17 protein-coding genes are annotated in these 21,337 nt (G+C 71.3%); 5 read left to right on the forward strand and 12 right to left on the reverse strand.

The window, feature by feature from the left end:
* Window positions 1-14: 14 nt before the first annotated feature.
* The 3 genes from EDC02_RS34325 to EDC02_RS34335 all read right to left on the reverse strand — a co-directional run bounded on the left by EDC02_RS34325 (window position 15) and on the right by EDC02_RS34335 (window position 3,427).
* Complete coding sequence (locus tag EDC02_RS34325) at window positions 15-1,328, reverse strand: MFS transporter (RefSeq protein WP_123606316.1); 1,314 nt, start codon at window positions 1,326-1,328, stop codon at window positions 15-17.
* Window positions 1,329-1,399: 71 nt separating this feature from the next.
* Window positions 1,400-1,834 carry a MarR family transcriptional regulator gene (locus EDC02_RS34330; RefSeq protein WP_123607373.1) on the reverse strand — a complete coding sequence of 145 codons (435 nt, stop codon included), beginning with the start codon at window positions 1,832-1,834 and terminating at the stop codon, window positions 1,400-1,402.
* A gap of 129 nt (window positions 1,835-1,963) precedes the next feature.
* A complete protein-coding gene (locus tag EDC02_RS34335) occupies window positions 1,964-3,427 on the reverse strand; it encodes an NCS2 family permease (protein ID WP_123606317.1) in 1,464 nt (487 codons plus the stop codon).
* A gap of 193 nt (window positions 3,428-3,620) precedes the next feature.
* Here EDC02_RS34335 and EDC02_RS34340 point away from each other — a divergent pair, with 193 nt between their 5' ends.
* A complete protein-coding gene (locus tag EDC02_RS34340) occupies window positions 3,621-3,926 on the forward strand; it encodes a DUF2530 domain-containing protein (protein WP_199758111.1) in 306 nt (101 codons plus the stop codon).
* Here the strand turns inward: EDC02_RS34340 and EDC02_RS34345 are convergent.
* On the reverse strand, window positions 3,895-4,680 hold the full coding sequence (locus EDC02_RS34345; RefSeq protein ID WP_233606587.1) for a DUF3027 domain-containing protein: 786 nt from the start codon (window positions 4,678-4,680) through the stop codon (window positions 3,895-3,897). The genes EDC02_RS34340 and EDC02_RS34345 overlap by 32 nt on opposite strands.
* A 157-nt stretch (window positions 4,681-4,837) precedes the next feature.
* Between EDC02_RS34345 and EDC02_RS34350 the strand changes: the two genes are divergently transcribed.
* From EDC02_RS34350 to EDC02_RS34360, 3 genes are all read left to right on the forward strand, one after another.
* Complete coding sequence (locus tag EDC02_RS34350) at window positions 4,838-6,634, forward strand: MFS transporter (protein ID WP_123606319.1); 1,797 nt, start codon at window positions 4,838-4,840, stop codon at window positions 6,632-6,634.
* A gap of 109 nt (window positions 6,635-6,743) precedes the next feature.
* Complete coding sequence (locus EDC02_RS34355) at window positions 6,744-7,487, forward strand: futalosine hydrolase (protein ID WP_233606588.1); 744 nt, start codon at window positions 6,744-6,746, stop codon at window positions 7,485-7,487.
* 1 nt (window position 7,488) lies between these two features.
* A complete protein-coding gene (locus EDC02_RS34360) occupies window positions 7,489-8,367 on the forward strand; it encodes a 1,4-dihydroxy-6-naphthoate synthase (RefSeq protein WP_123607375.1) in 879 nt (292 codons plus the stop codon).
* A 38-nt stretch (window positions 8,368-8,405) separates the two neighbouring features.
* On the opposite strand, the gene EDC02_RS34365 is transcribed toward EDC02_RS34360, so the two are convergent.
* Complete coding sequence (locus EDC02_RS34365) at window positions 8,406-8,792, reverse strand: cold-shock protein (protein WP_123607376.1); 387 nt, start codon at window positions 8,790-8,792, stop codon at window positions 8,406-8,408.
* Between the two features lie 32 nt (window positions 8,793-8,824).
* On the reverse strand, window positions 8,825-9,439 hold the full coding sequence (locus tag EDC02_RS34370; RefSeq protein WP_123606321.1) for an HAD family hydrolase: 615 nt from the start codon (window positions 9,437-9,439) through the stop codon (window positions 8,825-8,827).
* Between the two features lie 170 nt (window positions 9,440-9,609).
* Between EDC02_RS34370 and EDC02_RS34375 the strand changes: the two genes are divergently transcribed.
* The gene (locus EDC02_RS34375) at window positions 9,610-12,204 is read left to right on the forward strand and encodes a helicase-associated domain-containing protein (protein WP_123606322.1); all 2,595 of its coding nucleotides are present in this window, start codon (window positions 9,610-9,612) and stop codon (window positions 12,202-12,204) included.
* A gap of 57 nt (window positions 12,205-12,261) precedes the next feature.
* On the opposite strand, the gene EDC02_RS34380 is transcribed toward EDC02_RS34375, so the two are convergent.
* From EDC02_RS34380 to EDC02_RS34405, 6 genes are all read right to left on the reverse strand, one after another.
* Window positions 12,262-12,522, reverse strand: a complete 261-nt coding sequence (locus tag EDC02_RS34380) for a hypothetical protein (RefSeq protein ID WP_123606323.1) — start codon at window positions 12,520-12,522, stop codon at window positions 12,262-12,264.
* 135 nt (window positions 12,523-12,657) lie between these two features.
* Window positions 12,658-14,379: a cellulose binding domain-containing protein gene (locus tag EDC02_RS34385; RefSeq protein WP_123606324.1), complete on the reverse strand. Its 1,722-nt coding sequence runs from the start codon at window positions 14,377-14,379 to the stop codon at window positions 12,658-12,660.
* A 124-nt stretch (window positions 14,380-14,503) separates the two neighbouring features.
* Window positions 14,504-15,874: an endo-1,4-beta-xylanase gene (locus tag EDC02_RS34390; protein ID WP_123606325.1), complete on the reverse strand. Its 1,371-nt coding sequence runs from the start codon at window positions 15,872-15,874 to the stop codon at window positions 14,504-14,506.
* 32 nt (window positions 15,875-15,906) lie between these two features.
* The gene (locus tag EDC02_RS34395) at window positions 15,907-17,961 is read right to left on the reverse strand and encodes a family 43 glycosylhydrolase (RefSeq protein ID WP_123606326.1); all 2,055 of its coding nucleotides are present in this window, start codon (window positions 17,959-17,961) and stop codon (window positions 15,907-15,909) included.
* Window positions 17,962-18,597: 636 nt separating this feature from the next.
* Window positions 18,598-19,920, reverse strand: a complete 1,323-nt coding sequence (locus EDC02_RS34400) for a prolyl oligopeptidase family serine peptidase (protein ID WP_123606327.1) — start codon at window positions 19,918-19,920, stop codon at window positions 18,598-18,600.
* A 263-nt stretch (window positions 19,921-20,183) separates the two neighbouring features.
* Window positions 20,184-21,335 (reverse strand): serine hydrolase domain-containing protein, encoded by a 1,152-nt coding sequence (locus tag EDC02_RS34405; protein ID WP_123607377.1) that lies wholly within the window; start codon window positions 21,333-21,335, stop codon window positions 20,184-20,186.
* Between the last annotated feature and the right edge of the window lie 2 nt (window positions 21,336-21,337).

A 21,337-nucleotide genomic window follows, 5' to 3' on the forward strand; every position in this document is an offset into this window, starting at 1 on the left:
ACCACGACTTCGGGTCAGGCCCGGGCGGCACCGGCGTGGGCCGGCGCGGGTTGGGCGGGCAGTACGTAGAGCCGGGGCATCGGCGCCCACCTCAGCCGCAGCCGGCCGCCGGTGCGCCGCAACTGCCAGGCCAGCGCGGCGGCGGCGGTCAGGAAGGACAGCAGGCCGCCCAGCCAGATGCTGGCCCCGGCTCCGAAGCGCTCGGCGACCCAACCGATGATCGGTGCGCCGACCGGGTTGGTACCCAGGAAGACCAGCACCCACAGCGACATCACCCGCCCCCGGAAGGCCGGGTCGACGCCGAGCTGCACCCGCTGGTTGGAGGCCTGCGCGAAGTAGACCATGAAGAATCCGGTCGGCAGCAGCAGGAGCACCACCAGCCAGTACGTCGGGGCCAGCCCGACCAGGGTGCCGAGGCCGGCGAAGGTCAACGCGCTGCCCAGCACGACGTAGACCGACGGCCGGTCGCGCCGGCCGCTGGCAGCGAGGGCACCGGCCAGCGCGCCGACCGCGAGCGCCGTGGTGAACAGCCCGAACGACGCCGCGCCGGTCTCGAACACCGTCTTGGCCAACGCGGCGAGGGTCAGCTGGAAGTTGAACAGCAGCAGGCCGAGCACGGCCATCAGGGCCATCGGCAGCATCAGGTCGGGGCGGCGGGCGACGTAGCGCAATCCGTCGACCACCTTGGCGGCGTCCCGCTGCGCTCCGACCGGCAGGCCGACCCGGTGCAGTTCGCCGGAGCGCATCCGGACCAGTCCGACCAGCGGGGCCGTCGACGCGAGCGCGCTGATCAGGAAGACCGGCCCGACGTCGAACGCCGCGATGGCCAGTCCGGCCACGGCCGGGCCGACGATCCGGGCGGTGTTGAACGTCGCCGAGGACAGCGCGAGGGCGTTGGGCAGCAGCGGGGTGCCGACCAGTTCGGAGACGAACGCCTGCCGGACCGGGGTCTCCAGGGCGTTGCCGACACCGAGCAGACCGGCGAAGACGAAGACGTGCCAGAGCGCCACCACGCCGGTCAGCACCAGCACGCTCATCACCAGGGCGAGCACGCACCAGATGGCGTTGGCGACGAACAGCAGCAGCCGCTTGTCGTAGCGGTCAGCGAGCCGACCGAAGATCAGGGTGAACAGCAGCACCGGGGTGAACTGGAGGGCGACGACCACTCCGAGTGCGGTGGCGGAGTCGTCCGACAGCTGCAGGACGAGCCAGTCCTGCGCGATGAACATCATCCACACACCGATCAGCTTGATCAGCTGCCCGGTGGCGAAGATCCGGTAGTTACGGACCTGTAGGGACTGGAAGGTGGTGTTCAGTGTCGCCCGCACTCGGGGTGCGCCTCCTCGGATCGTACGCGTCATCCACATGGGACGAAGCGGACCCGGTGGCGACTGTCGCGTCAGCCGCGGGCGACCTGCTGCAGGATCTCCGCCGCCTGCCGTAACGTGTCCCGTTCGGCAGGGCTCAGCGCGGCGAGCCGGGTGGCGAGCCACTCGTCACGTACCCGTTCGAACCCGGCGATCACCGCCCGGCCCGACTCGGTTGCCGACAGGATCACCTGCCGGCCGTCGGTCGGGTGCGGGGTGCGTTGCACCAGTCCGCGCTCCTCGAGCTTGGCGACGATCCTGGTCATCGTCGGCGGTTGGACCCGCTCGATGTCGGCCAGCTCCCGCGGCGTCATCGCACCGGCCAGCTCCAGGCTGGTGAGCGCGGACAGCTGGGTGACCGTCAGATCGCCGACCGGCCGGGCCCGTCGGACCCGCCGGTTGAGTCGGGTGATGGCATCGCGCAGGGACGTCGCCAGTTGCGCGGCCGCGACCTGCTGCTCTCCCATCACCGCCCACTCCGTCACGTTCGTTAGCCTAACTAACGAACACCCCGATCGACCAGCCGTTATGACCACCGTCACCGGCGGCACCAGGGTACCGCCGGTGCCGGCAGACGAAGCGACGAGGCGGCCGGCTCAGCCGATCAGCAACTCCAGCGGGTGCCGCAGGAAGTAGAGGGTGAACAGCACCGCCACCCCGTACAGCAGCGGATGCACCTGCGCCGCGCGGCCCTTCACCAGCTTGATCAGCACGAAGGTGATCACCCCCGCGCCGATCCCGTTGGAGATCGAGTAGGTGAACGGCATCAGCACGATGGTGAGAAACGCCGGGATGGCGATCTCGTAGTCGGTCCAGTCGATGGTGCGCACCGCGGTCAGCATCAGGAAACCGACTACCACCAGCGCGGTCGACGCCGCCTCGAACGGCACCACCTCGACCAGCGGGGACAGGAAGACGGCCAGTAGGAACAACCCGCCGGTGACCAGGTTGGCCGCTCCGGTCCGGGCGCCCTCCGCCACCCCGGCGGCGCTTTCGATGTACGAGGTGTTGCTCGACGTACTCGCCATGCCGCCCGCCGCCGCCGCGATCGAGTCGACGACCAGGATCTCCTTGGTCCTCGGCGGCATCCCCTCGGCGTCGAGCAGGCCGCCCTCCTGGCCGACCGCGACCATGGTGCCCATCGTGTCGAAGAAGTCGGTCAGCAGCAGGGTGAAGACGAACATCAGGGCGATCAGCCAGGTCGCCGAGTCCCACGCGCCCAGCACGGAAAAGTTGCCGAGCAGCGACAGATCCGGCATACCGAATACCTGGTCGGGCAGGCTCGGCACGGTCAACGCCCAGCCGCCAGGTCGGCCGTCCGGGCCGCCGGCCGGCCCGAACCCGCCGATCGCCTCGACGACGATGGCCAGCACCGTGGAGCCGAGGATGCCGATCAGGATCGCGCCGCGTACCTTGCGGACCACCAGCACCAGGGTGAGCAGCAGGCCGAGCACGAAGACGAACGCCGGCCAGGTGGCGATCATGCCGTTGACGCCCAGGCCGAGCGGCGGCGACGCGGTGCCGCCGGTGACGAACCCGGCGTTGACGAAGCCGATCAACGCGAGGAACAGCCCGATGCCGACCCCGATGGCGGTCTTCAGCTGGGTGGGCACGGCCCGGAAGACGGCGGTACGCAGCCCGGTCAGCACCAGAACCAGGATGATCACGCCCTCGATGACCACCAGGCCCATCGCGTCGGCCCAGGTCATCTGCGGTGCGATCTCGAAGGCGACGAGGGCGTTCACCCCGAGACCGGCGGCCAGCGCCAGCGGGAACCGGGCGACCACCCCCATCAGCAGCGTCATCAACCCGGCGATCAGGGCGGTCGCGGCGGCGATCGCGGGGATCGCCAGCGCGGCGCCCTCGCCGTCGACCGCGCTGCCCAGGATCAACGGGTTGAGCACCACGATGTACGCCATCGTGAAGAAGGTGGCCAGGCCGCCGCGTACCTCCCGGCCGGGGGTGGAGCCGCGGGCGGTGATCTCGAAGAACCGGTCGAACGCGTTACGTGGGCTGCGGTCCGGAGTCGGCCCGGTCGTCTCCGCCGGCACTGTCGCCATGGGTCCTCACAGCTGATCATCAGGTTGACTGGGTTGCGCGCATCGTCTCAGATCAGCTGTTACCGATGGAGGTCCATCCGGTTACGTCCCGCGACATCGCCGTTCCGGCCGCCCACCATCCGGGTCGACCGGCCCGTCGCGGCGGCCTCGATCAACCGGGACGTACGCTGGTAGGGTGCCCGACTCGCCGCCGATGACCCCGCCGGACGCCCCGACCGGCCCGGTGCGGCTGCCGAGGGCACCCCGACCGGCGCCGCTGGACCCACCGATGGTGCCGTTCGCCGTCGGCGGGATGATCGCCTGGGCCGTCGCCGGGCTGGTCTGCCTGCTCGCCCGGGACTGGCTGGCCGACACCGGGCGTACCGACTGGCTCTGGACCTGCCTGGCCGGTTTCCTGCTCGGGCTGCCGGGGCTCGCGGTGATGCTGCGGCACGACGCCAACCGGCGACGGCGCCACGCCGACCAGGTCAGTCGCCAGCCGGGCCCGAACGCACCGTGACCGTCTCGACCTCGCCGTCGTCGTAGACCGTGGGCAGCTCGTCCACCGGGGTTACCGCCGGCCCGGTCAGCGTCTCCGAGTGCGCGCCGCAGCCGTGGTCCACGCTCACCACCCGGCCGTCGTCCGGTGCGTAGACGTTGCCGCACACCCCGAACGCCTGCCGGAGCGCCCCAGCCAGCACCAGGTAGAACCCGCAGGTGCCGCAGCGGGCCGTGTCCGGCGCGGCGACCGAGATCGGCGCCTGCGGGCCGTGCTCGCCGTCGTACCAGCGCTGCGCGGTGTCGGCGCGGCCCTCGCGGGACATCACCCGGCTCCGGCCGAGCCCGAGCTCCCAGGAGACCTCCTCCACGGCCGGATCGTCCGACTGCAGGTAACCCGGCGCGAGCCGGTCATCGTCGAACGACGTCGGCAGCAGGTCACCGACGCCCAGGTCACCGGGCTGCAGCCGGTCGTGCCAGGGCAGCCAGCCCGGAGCCAGCAAGGCGTCCGGGCCGGGCAGCAGCACCGCCTCACAGACGGTCACCTGTCGGCTACGGGACACCCGCGTCACGGTGACCGCCCACCGCCAGCCCTGGTAACCGGCAAGATGGCAGTCGAAAAGGTGGGTCACCAGCCGGTCGCCTTCGGCGACCGCCTGCAGGTGCTCGCCGACCTCGGCGGGATCCACCGCGTCGGTCAGCGCGGCGTACGCCACGTCGACGGCTTTGGCGCAGACCGAGTCGAGGCGGGCGGCACGAGCGGTGCTCCTGGTCACCGTCCCATTGTTGCCTACCGGCCGGCACCGCCGACAGGCACTCCCCCGACGACAGCGACTCGTCGTTGCCCAGCACTCCCCCGCCGACCCGCACTCCCGACCGCGAAAACCGGCACAGCCCGAGACGGGACGGCTGCGGATAGGTGAGGATGGGCGCATGGGGCTGTTTCGCTCGCTCGGGCACACGGCCGGGACCGCCTTCCGCGGCACCCGCGCGGTACTGCGCGGCACGGCGCACAGCGGTCGCTGGGCCGGACACAAGGTTCTGCAGGTACGCCAGCGCGGGGCGGGCGGCGAACCGGGCATGTCCCGCCTGTTCGACCTGCACGCCGCCTCCTGCGCCGGGGACACCCTGATCACGATCGGGCTCGCCGGGACCATCTTCTTCAGCGCGCCGCTCGGCGAGGCCCGCAGCAGCGTGGCGCTCTACCTGCTGGTGACGATGGTCCCGTTCGCGCTGCTGGCCCCGGTGGTCGGCCCGGTACTCGACCACTTCCGGCACGGCCGGCGGTACGCGCTGGCCACCACCATGCTCGGCCGGGCCTTCCTGGCCTGGCTGATCGCCGACCACTTGAACGGGTTCGGGCTGTATCCGGCGGCGTTCGGGGTGCTCGCCCTGTCTCGGGCGTACGGCGTCGGCCGCTCCGCCGCCGTGCCCCGGCTGTTGCCGGCCGGGCTGGGGCTGTCCCAGGCCGGGGCCCGGGCCAGCGTCTACGGCACGATCGCCGGAGCACTGGTCGCACCGCTGGGGCTGGCGGCGTTCTGGTTCGGGCCGCAGTGGCCGCTGCGGGTCGCGTCGGTGATCTTCCTGGTCGGCATGGTCATCGCGCTGCGGCTGCCGCCGCGAGCCGACTCCGAGCCCGCCGAGCGGGTGCCGCGCGCGTTCCGGGTGTTCGGGCTGCGGCGCGGCACCGACCGGCAGCGGATTCTCACCGGAAGCCGGCTGGTGATCGCCACCCTGGTCGGCAGCGGCACGTTGCGCTGCCTCTACGGCTTCCTGCTGCTCTTCCTCGCCTTCGCGATCAAGGCGGGCGATCTGTCCACGGTGGTGTTCGGCCAGCAGCTCGGCGACGAGGGCGCGCTCGGGCTGGTCGGAGCGGCGTTGGCCGCCGGCAGCTTCGCGGCCACCGCGATCGGCAGCCGGATGCGGATCCACCGTCCGCTCGCCCTGCAGTCCAGCGGGCTGGTGATCGTGGCCGGCGTGGGCGTCCTCGCCACCCTGCAGTTCTCGCTGCTGATGGTGGCGCTGTTCTGTTTCGTCACCGCGATCATCAGCGGCATCGCGAAGCTCGCGGTGGACGCCACCATCCAGGAGCGGCTGCCGGAACGGCTGCGGGCCAGCGCCTTCGCCCACTCCGAGACCATTCTGATGCTGTCGTTCGTCGCCGGTGGCGCGTTCGGGCTGATCCCGGTGGACGGCCGGGTCGGTCTCGTCGCGGCGGCCGGCTTCGGCGTACTCGCCGCCGCCCGCGCGATGATCGTCGCCGGCCGGCAGCGCAAGGACCGGCTCAACGGCCGACCGGTCGACGCAGCCGACGACGTCCCGGAAACGCCCGAACCGAGCACCGCCGGATCAGGCGACGCCGACCCCGGTACGGCCGGACCCGGCACGGTTGTCCCGCCACGCGCCCGCCGGTCGATCGTCCCGGCCCGCATCCGGCCACGTCCGCGACCCGCCCCGCCGACGCCGGCACCGCCGGCACCGGTCGGCGCCGGGCAGGGCGGCACCGGCCCGGTCGGCGCCGAGCCGGTCGGCGCCGAGCCGGTCGGCGCCGAGCCGGTCGGCGTCCCGGCCGCCGGCGCACCCGCCGGTCACCGCGACGACGACCGGGCCGACGGCCAAGCCGACGACGACGATCCGACGCCACCCGGATTTCACATCTACCGCCCGTCGTCGACGCTGCGCCGCGCGGCCGAGGACGATCGACCCGACGGGCCGGACGCCGGACGCTGATCCACGAGCAGGTAAGACGCTGATCCACGGGCAGGTGACGGTTGACCGGGCAATGAACCTGCCCGGCGGCCGGTAGGTCCAGGAAGGCGCGGTGGGTAGGGTGCGGCAGGTGCGGATTCTGATCGTGACAGCGGTCGAGGCCGAGGCGGTCGCCCTCCGGCGCGGGATCGCCCCGGTCGGCGGCACGACGGCCGGCAGCGCAGCAGGTAACGGCACGACGGTCGACGCGACAGCGGGCAGCGGCACGACGGTCGACGCAGCCGACCTGGCCGTCGAGGTCGCGGTGGTCGGGGTCGGCTCGGCGGCCGCCGCCGCCGGGACCAGCCGGCAGCTGGCACTCGCGGCGAGCAGCGGACGCCCGTACGACGCGGTGGTCAGCGCCGGGATCGGCGGCGGGTTCCCCGACCGGATCGCCGTCGGGCAGACCGCCGTCGCCACCCGCAGCGTCGCGGCCGACCTCGGCGCCGAGTCGCCGGACGGGTTCCTGGCGATCGACGAGCTCGGCTTCGGCACCGCGGTCGCCGGCACCGACGACGCCCTCACCAGCTGGCTGCGGGCAGCGCTGCCGGACGCCGTACCCGGGGCGGTGCTGACGGTGAACACCGTGACCGGCACCGCGACGACCACCGGCACGCTCACCGGCCGTTACCCCGACGCGGTGGCCGAGGCCATGGAGGGGTACGGGGTGGCCTGCGCCGCCGAGCTGGCCGGGCTGCCCTTCGCGGAGCTGCGTACCATCTCCAACCCGGTCGGCCCGCGCGACCGGGCCGGCTGGCGGATCCCGTCGGCGCTGGCCGCGCTGACCACGGCGGCCAGCGCGCTGACCGGCCGCATCGCCGACTACCGTGGCTGACGTGACCCTGCGGCTGGCTTTCTCCCCCTGCCCCAACGACACGTTCGTCTTCCACGCCCTGGTGCACGGGCTGGTGCCGGACGCCCCACCGGTCACCGTCCGGTACGCCGACGTGGACGTCACCAACTCCGCCGCCGAACGCGGCGAGTTCGACCTGGTCAAGGTCAGTTTCGCCGCGTTGCCCTGGCTGCTGTCCGACTACCATCTGCTGCCCTGCGGGGGTGCGTTGGGCCGGGGCTGCGGCCCGCTGCTGCTGACCGGCGGCACGGCGGACGGCACGGCCGGGGAGGGCCGCTGGGCGGCCGGCGACCTGACCGGGGCGACCGTCGCCGTACCCGGTGAACGGACCACCGCGTACCTGCTGTTCCGGCTCTGGTCGGCGGGCCGGCCGCCGGCCCGGATCGAGGTCGTGCCGTTCCACGAGATCATGCCCGGCGTCGCCGCCGGCCGGTACGACGCCGGCCTGGTGATCCACGAGGCACGGTTCACCTACCAGCGGTACGGGCTCACCGCGCTGGTCGACCTCGGGGCGTGGTGGGAGTCGGACACCGGCCTGCCGATCCCGTTGGGCGCGATCCTGGCCCGGCGGGGCGTGGTCGATCCGGCGCAGGCGGCCGGCTGGGTACGCGAGTCGGTCCGACTGGCCTGGGCCGATCCGGGCGCCTCCCGGGACTACGTGCTGGCGCACGCCCAGGAGATGGAGCCGGACGTGGTGGACCGGCACATCGGGCTGTACGTCAACGAGTTCACCGCCGACCTCGGCGCCGACGGGTACGCGGCGGTCACCGCGCTGCTGGACCGGGCGGCGGCGCAAGGGCTCACCCCACCGACGGCGGGGCTGCTCGCGCCGCCGCCCGATGACCAGCTACGGCAGCGGTAGACAGCCGACCACTACGGTCCGGGGACCGCGACCGCGGGTCAGACCTCCAGTTCGCGGGCGACCGCGTGCACCAGCTGGGCCACGGTCTGCGCCGTCTTACGGTCCGGGAACCGGCCCCGCCGCAGGTCCGGCTGTACCTTGGCCTCCAGTACCTTGATCATGTCTTCGACCAGTCCGTGCAGTTCCTCCGGCGGTCGCCGACGCAGCTCGGCGACGGACGGCGGGGCCTCCAACAGCTGTACGCCGAGCGCCTGCGCGCCGCGCCGGCTGTCCACCACCCCGAACTCCACCCGTTGCCCGGACTTGAGGTCGGTGACGCCAGCCGGCAACGCACCCTTGGGCAGGAACACGTCGCCACCCTCGTCACTGGTGACGAATCCGTACCCCTTCCCCGCGTCGTACCATTTCACTCGACCCGTCGGCACCACTGACCTCGACTTCACTCGCAGGATTGACCTCACCAGGCTAGCCGGAGCAGAGCGTCGGCCGCCGCCGGGAATCCGGTCAGGTCGTCGATCACCGCGGCCGCTCCGGTGGACCGCAGCTCAGCCGCCGAACAGGGGCCGGAGGCCACCCCGAGGCCCGGTATCCCGGCGGTTCGCGCGGCCACCATGTCCGCCGTGTGGTCACCCACATACAGCTGTACGGCGTACTCGCGCAGGGCGGCCGCCTTGCCCTCGGCGAACAGGTCCCCGGCGACCTCGTCCACCGGCAGCCTCAGGTGGTCCAGGTGCAGGCGAGCCAGCCGGCCGAGCTTCGAGGTGACCACCACCACCCGCCCACCCCGCTTCCGGACCAGTTCGAGCGCGGCGACCGCCCCGGGCATCGGCAGCGTCGGACCGACCGCGTAGCGGGGGTAGAGCGACCGGAACTGCTCGACCGCGGCATCGACCTGGTCGGCCGGAAACCACTGGCTGATCTCGTGGCGCAGCGGCGGGCCGAGCCGGGACACCGCGACCTCGGCGTCCACCTGCACCCCGGTGAGCTCGGTCAACGCCCGGTAGGTGGCGGCGACCCCCGGCCGTGAGTCGATCAATGTCATGTCCAGGTCGAATCCGACCACCGGCGACATGCGCACGTCCCTCCCTCGTCACGCCCGCCACGACGGGTGGATCCGGCCGGCGGGTGGCCGGTCGGGTGGCGGCCGGAGGGTGAGCCTATGTGAGCGACTCCCGAGCCGGCGCATCTGCTCCGGACGGCCGAGGCCACCTGAGGCGTCCGGCGGGCTAGCGTGGAACAACCATGGCCAACACACTCGCCGACCACCTGCGGTCCCGCTCCGACGCGGAGCTGGGTGACCTGCTGCGCCTGCGTCCGGATCTGGTGGTGCCGGCGCCGACCGACATCGCCACGCTGGCCGCCCGGGCCCAGTCGCGGGTCTCCTCCGCCCGTGCCCTCGACGACCTGGACGAGTTCACCCTGCGGATCCTGGACGCCGCGCGACTGTGCCGGGAGCCGTCGGCCCGGGACGGTTCGGCCGCTACGGTCCACGCGGCCGGTTCGGCCGCTACGGTCGACCCAGCCGGTTCGGCCGACGCCGCCGTCGCCGCCGTCGAGTTGGACGCGGTGCTGGCGATGGCCACCGCGCCGGGCAGCGGGGCGACCGCCACTCAGGTCCGCGCGGCGGTGGACCGGCTGCTGGCCCGCTGCCTGCTGTACGGGTCGGCCGGGCAGTTCCGGGTGGCCGGCGGGGTGGACGAGGCGAGTTCGCCGTACCCGGCAGGACTGGGCCGGCCCGCCGCCGACCTGGACGACCGGGTGGCGCGGCGGTGCGCCGACCCGGCCGCGTTGCGCCGCACGCTGCTCAGCGCCCCACCGTCGGCCCGGGCGGTGCTCGACCGACTCGCCGCCGGCCCACCGCTCGGCACGGTGACTACCGCCGCTGCCGTCCCGGCCGCCGGCGCTCAGGCCCGCGGGGCCCCGGCCGCCGCTGCCCCGGCCGCCCTCGGTCCGGGCGACGGGGTGAGCCCGGTGCGTTGGCTGGTCGAGGCCGGCCTGCTGGCGGTGGTCACCGACGCGCCGGCCACGGCCGGCAGCCAGGCCGTGGAATTGCCCCGCGAGGTCGGGCTGCTGCTGCGCCGGGACACCGGGCCGCTCGGCGCGCTGCGCCCCGACCCACCTGCGGCCGGTTCCGCCGAACGCGATCCGAAGGCGGTGGACTCGACCGGTGCCGGGCAGGCGATGGAGCTGGTCCGGCAGGCCGGCGCGCTGCTGGAGGCGTTGGCCGCCGAGCCGGCGCCGCTGCTGCGTACCGGCGGGATCGGGGTGCGGGAGCTGCGCCGGCTGGCCCGCGCCGGTGGGGTCAGCGAGTCGCTGGCCGGGCTGCTGATCGAGGTCGGGTACGCCGCCGGGCTGCTCGGTGCCGCCGAACTGCCCGCCTCGGCCAGCCGCACCGCCGTCGACCAGCAGATCCTGCCGACCGGCAGCTACGACCAGTGGACCAACGAACCGGTGGCCCGGCGGTGGGAGCGGCTGGCCGGGGCGTGGCTGGCGATGACCCGGCGGGCCGGGTTGATCGGCCGACGGGACGACCGGGACCGGCCGATCACCGCGTTGTCGACCGACGTGGAGCGGGCCGGCGCGCCGACGGTACGCCGTACCGTGCTGGGGGTGCTGGCCGGGTTGCCGCCGGGGGCCGCGCCGACCGCCGACGAAGTGCTCACGCTGCTCGCCTGGCAGGCGCCACGGCGCAGCCGGGGCCGCGACGACCTGCACCGCGAGGTCCTCGACGAGGCGGCTCAGCTGGGCGTCACCGGGCTGGGCGTGTTGACCGGGTACGGCCGCTCGCTGCTCGCCGGGGAGGGCCGGGACGGTCGGGACACCGCGGCCGACGACGATCCGCTCGGCGTACGGGCCACCGAACGGGAGCACCGAGGTGCGGCGTCGACGGTGGAACGCGCGCTGAACGACCTGCTGCCGTCCCCGGTGGACCACGTTCTGCTGCAGGCCGACCTGACCGTGGTGGTGCCCGGTCCGCCCGAGCCGGCCCTGGCTGCCGAGTTGGAGCTGGTCGCCGAGCCGGAGTCGACCGGGGCGGCCAGTGTGCACCGGGTCACGCCGGCGAGTGTGCGTCGGGCGTTGGACGCCGGCTACCAGGCGGCTGAGCTGCATGAGCTGTTCGCCCGGCGGTCCCGCACCCCGGTGCCGCAGGGCCTCACCTACCTGATCGACGACTCAGCCCGTACCCATGGCGGGTTGCGCGCCGGATCGGCCGGCGGCTATCTGCGCAGCGACGACGAGGCGTTGCTGGCCACGGTGCTGGCCGACCGCCGGCTGGCCGCCCTGTCACTGCGTCGGCTGGCGCCGACGGTGCTGGTCTGCGTGGTGCCCGCCGGCCGGATGCTGGAGGCGCTGCGGCAGGCCGGCTACGCCCCGGTGCCGGAGGACGGCACCGGGGCCGCGCTGCGTACTGGCCGGCCACGGGCCCGGCGGGCACCGGTGCGGCATCCGGTGACGCTGCGCTCGGTCGATCCGCTGGCCGCGCCGAAACTGACCGCGCCCCGGATCAGCGGTCTGGTCGAGCAGCTGCGTCGGGGGGAGGCGGCGGCCCGGGCGGTACGGCGCACCCCCGGCCCGATCCGGGCGGCGAACGGGCAGGCGGTCGACGGGTTGGCGGCGGTGCAGGCGCACTCGCAGGCGCTGGCCGTGCTGCAGCAGGCGGTACGGGACAAGGCGCTGGTCTGGGTGGGCTACGTGGACGCGCACGGTGCCGCCGCTTCCCGACTGGTCCGTCCGGTGTCGATCGGCGGGGGTTACCTGCGGGCCGAGGACGAGCGGACCGAGACGCTGCACACCTTCGCGCTGCAGCGGGTGACCGCCGCAGTGGTGCACGACTGACCGCGCGGCGACCCTCCGTGGTCGGGTCGGCCGGGTCGGCCGGGCTCCGACCGGGCGTCAGCCCGTGGGCCGGCCGTCGTGCCGGTGCCGGCGGGCCGCCTCGATCACCGACACCGTGAGCAGCAGCGCGAATCCGGTACCGAGCGCCTCACCCACCGAGTCGACGAAGCCCTGACGCAGCACCAGCCAGCCGAACAGGAACCAGCCGACAAGCAGGGTCGACGCGAACGCGTACCAGAACAACGTGGCGCGCGAGACCGACGACGGGTAGCTCCGGTCGGCCGGCCCTGGTCGATCCGCACTGTCGTTGACCGCCATGACCGCCTCCCGGCCCGATCGCTGCCCTTCGCTGTCTCCAGACTGGCAGGTCGGGGCGGGATCGGACAGTAACCGGCACCGGCCGACGTGTCCGGTGCCGGTGCGGGCCGGGGACCCGCACCGGCACCGAGGGCCTCAGTGGGTGAGCACGACGGTGGAGATGCTGCGTGCGCCCACGTTGACGGTGACCTGCTGGCCGTTGACCGTCACCGACTGGCTGGCCGCGTTGGAGTACTGCGAGGTGAGGTAGTGCTCCGCCCGGGTGACGTTGCGCGGAGCCTGGACGACCGCACCGTTGACCGCGCTGTTCGACCGGTTGAGGATCACCAGGGTGGTCTTCCCGTCACCGGTGTAGGCGGTCACCTCCAGCGGTGACGCCTTGGAGCTCTTGGTCAGGGCGATTCGCTGGTAGCCGGGGCGAACGTACTTGGCGTACTGCGAGAACGCGTACCCGCGCTTGAGCGGCGCTCCCGCCGTGGTGCCGAAGGCCGACTCGCCGTCGCCGATGAAGGAGTAGTACCGCTTGCCGTACCACCAGATGTAGGCGGTCCAGTTGGCCTCCATCGACCGGTGCACCGTACGCATGATGTCGTCGAGCGTCTCGTTCCAGACGGTCTGGTTGCTCGGGTTGCCCCAGATGTTCGAACCGCTTCCGTCCGCCTCGTGGAGGTTCCACTCGGTCATCCACACCGGCTTGCCGTGCTGGTTGGCCAGGTTGTACGGCCCCAGCCGGCCCGACGCCTCGGTGCCGTACAGGTGCCCGCCGATGTAGCCGATGTTGTTGCGGGCGGTCGCGTCGTTGAGGGTCGGATCGGTGTAGCTGTAGTTCAGGTTGACCGCCTCGGCGACCATCAGCTCGGTGTTCTGCACCCGCCACCCGTGGTCGCGGATGAAGTTGCGCAGTTCGGTACCGCTCCAGTCCATCGAGTCGTAGCTCGGGTGCCAGTCCGGCTCGTTCTGCACCGAGGTGACGTCGACCGTCACGCCCTGATTGCGCATGTACTGGACATAGCTGTTCAGATGGTTGGCGTAGTCGTCGTAGTAGTCGGTCCGCAGCTTGCCGCCGTTGATCCGGCTGTTGTTGGTCTTCCATGCCGCCGGCGCCGTCCACGGTGACGCGAGGATCTTCACGTCGGAGCCGTACGACTTCGCCGTACGCAGCGCGTTGACCTGGACCGGCCACTCACCGGACTCCGGAGAGATCCCGGTTCGGATGATCGAAAGGCCCAGCTGGTTGGGGCCCAGCCCGACCATGGTCTGGGTCTCGGCCGTCGACCACGTGCCGCTGCCCCAGATCCAGGTGGCGGCACCGAAGCCGTCGACCGTCTGGTGTCGGGTGGCGCTGTTCACCGTGATGTCGGCCGGCCCGGTCGGAGGTGGCGTGGTCGGCGGCGCGGTGGTGGGTGGCGGTGCGGAGGTGGGCGGTGCGGTGGTCGGCGCGGTACCGCCGGTGCAGGCCACTCCGTTCAACGCGAAGCTGGTGGGAGCGGGATTGCCGCCGTTCCACGACCCGTTGAAGCCGAACGACGTCGTGCCGTTGGTCGGGATGGCACCGTTGTAGCTGACGTTCCTGGCGGTCACCGCGGCACCGCTCTGGGTCAGCGTCGTGTTCCACGCCTGGGTGACGGTCTGGCCGGCCCCGAAGGACCAGGTGAGGGTCCAGCTGGTGAGTGGGTCACCGAGGTTGGTGATGGCGACGTTGGCGCCGAACCCACCCGGCCACTGCGACGACACCGTGTAGTCCACCGAGCATCCGGCGGCCGCGGCGGCTGGCGTCGCGGCGGCCACCGCGGCCGAGGCGAGCAGCACAGCACCGGCTGACGCCACCGCGGCGTTGATTCTCCACTTTTGTCTCATGCGCTTCCCCTGATCTGATGGACGGTCAACCGCATTGGGCTAGCCGGAAAGCCCGCCGGGAGGAACTGGTGCGGCTGGGCCGGTGCGGGCAGGACGGCCTCCGCACCGGCCCAGGGCTGGCTGCTCAGCTGGCAGTGCAGCCGGGCGTCGGGATGGAACCGTTTCCGCTGGCCTGGAAGCCGAACTCGGTGGACTGTCCGGCCCCGACCTGGCCGTTGTAGCTGACGTTGGTGAAGTCGACGGCACCGGTGTTGCCGCTGCGGTCGGCGTTCCACGCGTTGGTGACGGTGGCCCCGGACGGTACGGTGAGCCGGACCCGCCAACCGTTGATCGCCGACGATCCGGCGGTGACCCGGACGGTGGCCACGAATCCGCCGTTCCAGGAGTTCATCGAGACGGTGGCGGAGCACCCGCCACCGGACGGTGGTGGCGTGGTCGCCGGCGGCGGGGTGGTGCCCGGCGGCGGTGCGGTGGTCGGCGGCGGGGGGTTACCGCCAGCGTTGAGGGCGTTGAGTACGGCGTCGTAGGCGGGTTTCTTGTTGCCGTTGCCGTCGAACAGCAGCGGGTTGGCGCCGGTGCGCCAGGAGTCGGGGTCGAGGACGCCCCAGACGGTGATGCCGGTGCACCGGGCGACGGCGAGGCAGGCGCGGGTGACCTGGCCGTACATGTTGGCCTGGTTTCCGCCCTGCTGGATGTCGAGTTCGGTGATCTGGACGTCGACGCCGAGGTCGGCGAAGCGTTGGATGTTCTGCTGGTAGGTGGGGTCGAGGCTGGTGCCGAGGTGGGACTGCAGGCCGACGCAGTCGATGGGTACGCCGCGGGCCTTGAAGTCGCGGACCATGTTGTAGATGCCGGTCGACTTGGCGTTGATGCCGTCGGTGTTGTAGTCGTTGTAGCAGAGTTTGGCGCCGGGGTCGGCGGCGCGGGCGGTGCGGAAGGCGACCTCGATCCAGTCGTTGCCGGTGCGTTGCAGGTTGGAGTCGCGGCGGCCGCCGCTGCCGCCGTCGGCGAATGCCTCGTTGACGACGTCCCAGGAGTGGATCTGGCCGCGCCAGTGGCCGGCGACCCGGTTGATGTGGTTGATCATGGCGTTGCGTAGGGCGGTGCCGGACATGTTCTGCGCCCACTGGGGTTGTTGGGCGTGCCAGACGAGGGTGTGGCCGCGGACGGTCATGCCGCGGGCGCGGGCGTGGGCGATGAGCTGGTCGCCGGCGGTGAAGTTGAACTGGTTCTGGTTGGGTTCGGTGTGGTACCACTTCATTTCGTTCTCGGCCACGATGGAGTTGAACTCGCGGTTGAGGACGGTGGCGTGGGGTTGCCGGTTCAGCATGAACGAGTTGGTGGCGGCGCCGAAGTAGCGGCCGCTCTCGGCGGCGGCCGCACCCAACGTCGACGCCGCATTTGCTGAGGTGGCGACCGCCACCGCCATTGAGGTGGACAGCACGATCGTCGCGGAGATCGCGACCATCGCGCGTACCCTACTGGGTCTTCTCATTCCATTTCCTCTCTTGAAGTCGCGACCGACGCTCACGGCGTACTGAGTTCGAACCGTCGGACGGTGACGGCGCCGCCGAGTGCCTGCGTCGCGTAATTGAAGATTCCAAACCGGTAACCCATGAAGAACTGCCACTCGTTGTTCAACGTGAACGCCGGCCCGAACGACGTGAAATTCACCCCGTCCGTGCTGTACGAAAACCGCGCCTGCCGCCCCACACCCGGCCGAATGTCAGCATTCGCCCGCAACCAGACCCGACCACCCGACACCGGCGCACTCGCCACCTCAGTCCCGGTCCCGGTCGTGTTCCAATTACTGTCCATCGTCAACCCGTTGGTCATCACCACCCGAGTCGAACCACTGTCCCGACGCACCCCGACCCACGCCGACGACTGCCGCAACATCACCAACCCCGACCGGTCACCATCACGCATCGACGAATAATCCAACTCGACCGTCGCCGTCGACGTCGGCCCCTGAATCCGATGCGTCAGCGTGTTCCGCGCACTGTAGAGGTCATTGGTCACCGTCGCGGTCGACAACCGCAGCCCGTCGTTCACCGACCACCGCGAGTTGTCCGGGTTGTGGTTCCACTCCCACTGCGGCCCCAGCGCGGTCCCCGCGAACGTGTCCACCCCCGTCAACGGCTTCACCACCCGAGGCGGCGCCGGCAGGTTGGGCCGCGGATAGTTCACCCCCCACCGGCCGTTCACCGTCCGCAACCGCGGCCACCCGTCACCCGTCCAGGTGATCGGCGCCAACGCCGGCATCCGCCCACCCGGATACGCGTCCACGAACGCCATGTAGTACCAGTCACCGTTCTGCGTCTGCACCACACCACCCTGATGCGGCACCCCACCACCCGAGATCGGCCCCGGCAGATCCAACAACACCTGCCGCATCTCGTACGGCCCGAACGGCCCGTTCGTCGACCGCAACACATACTGACCGTTCGCCGGCCGCGTCAACCAGATGTAATAGGAACCGTTACGCTTGTAGAACCGCGCACCCTCCAAGGTCCCCACACTCGACGGCGTCTGGAACACCTGCTGCGCCCGCACCTGCGACCGACCATCCGCCGACAACTGCGCCACACTGATCGTCCCGTTGCCGTACGCCACATACGGCGTGTCGTCATCGTCGAACAACAACCCCGCGTCGTAGTAACACGGCAACGTCGCATGCTTCGCCCACGGCCCCTCCACCGACGACGACGTATACATGTGCGTCTGACTGAAATCGATACAACCCGCCCAGTAGTACGTCCCGTTGCTCCGCCGGTAGTTCAACGTCGACGCCCAGATCCCCCGCACATACCCCCGCTGCGCCCCCGACAGGTCGTACTTCGACCCGAACTCCAACCTCGGCACCGCATGCCCGGCGAACTCCCAGTTCACCAGATCGTACGACCGCAGAATCGGCGCACCCGGCGAATAATGCATCGTCGACGCCGTCATGTAGTACACGTCATCGACCCGGATCACCTCCACATCCGCGAAGTCCTGCCACACCACCGGATTCGTGTACTCCCCCGACGGCGGCGGTGTCGTGGGCGGAGCCGTCGTGGGCGGAGCCGTCGTCGGCGGAGCCGTCGTCGGCGGAGCCGTGGTGGGCGGGACGGTGGTCGGTGGAGCCGTCGTCGGTGGAGCCGTGGTCGGGTCGGTCACACCTCCGGTGCAGACCGTTCCGTTGAGGGTGAACGAGCCGGGCGTCGGGTTGCTGCTGTTGTTCCAGGAGCCGTTGAACCCGAACGAGGCGGTGCCGTTCGTCGCGATCGCGCTGTTCCAGCTGACGTTGCGCGCGGTAACCTGCGCCCCACTCTGGGTCAGCGAGGTGTTCCACGCCTGGGTGACCTGTTGTCCGGCCGAGTACGACCAGGTGAGCGTCCAGCCGTCGATCGGGTCACCGAGATTGGTGACGGTGACGTTGGCGCCAAATCCGCCGGGCCACTGGGATGACACGGCATAGTCCACAGAGCACCCGGCAGCCGCGGAGGCGGTTGCCGGCAGGACCACGGTCGCCGCCGAGGCGACCAGGCCACCGGCCACCGCGAGCAGCGCTGCTCGTTTGACAGCTGTTTGTCGCACTGGAGTTCCTTTCCGGAAGGTGGTGCCGACGGCGCCGGGTATCCGGGCAGCAGGGTTCGGCGGAATCACAAGTGGGGATGGGGCGGCGTCGACCACGGTGCAGGCTGGGCACCGTGGTCGACGCCAGCAGACACCGGCACCGCCGGGCAGCCGCGTCGCACGGCGTGGCCCGGCACGCTAGACCGAGGTGGACGAGGCCTGCCCGCAGCGCTCGACGCCCGAGGCCCGGCTCGGAAGGCGCAGACGCTGCCGACGGCCACCCCCGGCCGACTCCCGACAAGGCCGGTGGATGTAGGTGGGGCGTGCCCTGAGCCCCACAGCAGGAGCATAGGTGTTATCGCTAACACGTTCAAGACATCGAGACAGTTTGATCTACAACCGGGGCGTTGTAACGATGCAATCGGGAATTATGCTTTCCCCTCATCGCTCCTCGGCCTACCGCCCATCCTCATCCGGTCGAGCTTTGTTTACGATAACAAGGTTCGTTCGAACCGTTTCGACCACTGCTGTGGCCGGCGCCGGGCCGCAGACACGCGTGAGTCCCGTCGAAGGATTCGGAGATCCTTCGACGGGACTCACGGTCGGGCGGTGCCCAGGCCGACCCGGACCCGGTTGCCCGGGTCCGGGTCCGCCGGTTCAGGAGGCGCTGTCGTTGCGCTGGCTGAGCAGCCACTTCAGGATGCTGCGGTCCTCGTACGTCGGACCGTAGGCGGCGTGGTAGTCGGGCAGCGAGAACGCGTCGTTCTCGTACTCGGTGTAGCGCACCAGGCCGGCGATCTCCTGCTCGCCCTTGCCCTGCGCCGCGTGCGCCGCCTGCAGCGCGTCACGGGAGTTGCGCCCCAACGAGATGTTCAGCAGGTGGTCGTTGACGCCGTGGGTGACGTACACCGGCATCTCCGCCTCGGCCACCGCGGCGGCCTGCGCCTCGTTGATCTGGAAACCACCGGTGATCAGGCCGGCGGCGAACAGGTCCGGCCGCTGCTCGAACGCCGCCCAGGCCAGCTGGGATCCGTAGGAGACCGTGGTGGTGTAGATCCGGCTGGGGTCGACGCTGTACTCGTCGACGAACTGGTCGATCAGCTTGATCAGCAGCTCGGCCTCGGCCGCCGCGCCGACCCGCTGGTTCTGCGGGGCGAGCACGATCACGTCCTCGTCGCTGCCGGTCCACTTGCGCTCCAGCCAGGCCACGGCGGGAATGTCCGCCGCGATCTGTACCCCGGTGTTGTCCCCGTCGAAGCCCATGCCGTGGCCGGGCAGCACGACCATCAGCGGGTACCGCTTGGTCGGGTTGTAGTTCTTCGGCAGGTGGTAGTGGTACGGCAGCACCATGCCGCCGCTCAGGTACGAGCCGTAGGTGAACTCGTCGACCAGTAGGTTCACCGGCTCCTCGGTCATCGCCCGGACCCGGTGCGGGGTGCCCGGAGCGAGTACCGGCCCCAGGCCGTTGCCGTTGCCCGGCTTGGCGTGGATCCGCTTGCGCTGGGTCAGCGTGGTCGGCAGGTCAGGGTTGACCTTGACGGTGCACAGGAAGGTCGGGCACTTCGAGACGATCACGGTCCAGCCGCCCGGGTCGGCCGGGTCGAGCTCGATGATCACGTACCGGCCGGTGACCGACCGCTGGTCGAACCGGGTGTGCGCCCGGCTGTTGGTGTAGACGTTGGTGATGGTCCGGTCGGCCATCTTGGTCAGGTCTTCGATCGGGTTGAACCGGAAGTTGTACACGGTGTCCGACACGGTGTAGGTGCTCGGGTCGATCGAGTCGGGGTTGACGATCTCGCCGTACTCGACCGCCACCGCGGAGACCCGCTGGCCGTAGGTGTAGACCTCGGTGATCGGGGTGATGCTCTGGATGCCGGTGGTGATGCCGCCGCCGTTGCCACCCTGAGCGTTCGCCGCCCCGGCGGTGCTCAGCACCGCGGCTGCGGCGAGCAGGGCCACCGCCTTCTTGCGAAGGGTCATGCGTCCATTCCTTTCCGCGCGAGCGCGTGTGCCCAGCCAGCGCTGCGGGTCGGGGGGTAGGGAGGGGGACCGGCAGTCGAACTGGGCGAGTAGATCGACGCTAAACTGATTTAGCTGAGCATGCTCGCCGCGATCGGGCCGTGTCAAGACACCGGCCAGAAATCGGCTGGACATACAGTTGTTGCTGGTGGGACGGGGGATACCCGGTCTGCGCCCGACGCGGGACACCGGTCGGTGCCCGACAGGACACCTGGCCGGTGCCCTCAGTCCAGGCAGTCCCGCAACGCGGCGGTCAGCCGGTTGGCCCGGTCGTCGTCCGCCGCGCCCATCTGGTTCAGCACGTACCCGAACCCGACCCGGTAGCGGTCGTCGGCGAAGCCCAGATGCCCGCCCGCCCCGTCGTGACCGAAGCTGCGGTCGCCGAGCATCGGACGGATTCGGGGCGACCCGAGCAGGAAGCCGGTCCCCCAGCGCTGCCCGGCGTCCGGACCGCCGTACCGCTGCCGGCCCTGTGAGCGCACCACCACCGCGTCGTCCACCGAGGCGGTGGTCAGCAACGGTGGTCCGGCCACCGGCGCGACGCAGGCGGCGTACAGCCGGGCCAGGCCGGCGGCGGAGCTCACCCCACCGGCCCCGGGAACCTCGGCCGCCTGGACGGCCGGGTCGTTGAAGCTGACCAGGCCGGCGGCGTCCGCCGGGAAGTCGAACGCGCCGCCCATGGTCAACGACCGCTCGCTGACCCGGTCCGGGTAGCTGACCGGGTTGTCCGGCGGCGCCAGCGTCCAGGCCACGCTGTCGCGCTCGGCGGCCGGCAGCCCGATCCAGGTCCGCAGGCCGAGCGGTCCGGCCAGGGTGTCGCGGAAGAACTTCCCGACCGGTACGCCGGTGACCCGCCGGATCACCTCGCCGACCAACCAGCCGTAGGTCAACGCGTGGTACGTGTACGCCGTACCCGGCTGCCACAGCGGGGTCTGCTCCTCGATCGCGGCGATCACCGGATCCCAGGCCAGCACCTGCTCGCGGGTCAGGTCACGGTCCAGCGCCGGCAGGCCGGCCCGGTGGGTGAACAGGTCGCGGACCACGATGTCGGCCTTGCCGTTACGCCCGAACCCGGGCCAGTAGCGGGTGACCGGCGCGGCCAGGTCCAGCCGGCCGGACTGCACCAGCAGATAGGCGCAGACCGCCAGGATGCCCTTGGTGCAGGAGAAGACCACCGCCGGGGTGTCCCGATCCCAGACCCGGCCGGTACGCGGATCGGCGAGCCCGCCGTACAGATCGACCACCGGGCGGCCGTCGACGTAGACGGCCAGGCCGGCGCCGACCTCGCCCCGGGTGACGAAATTGTCCCGGAACACGTCGGCGACCCGGCCGAAGCCGTCGGCGACGTCGCCCTGGACGAGCGACTGGTTGGACACGG

This window comes from Micromonospora sp. Llam0 (assembly GCF_003751085.1).
Taxonomy (GTDB): Bacteria; Actinomycetota; Actinomycetes; order Mycobacteriales; family Micromonosporaceae; genus Micromonospora_E.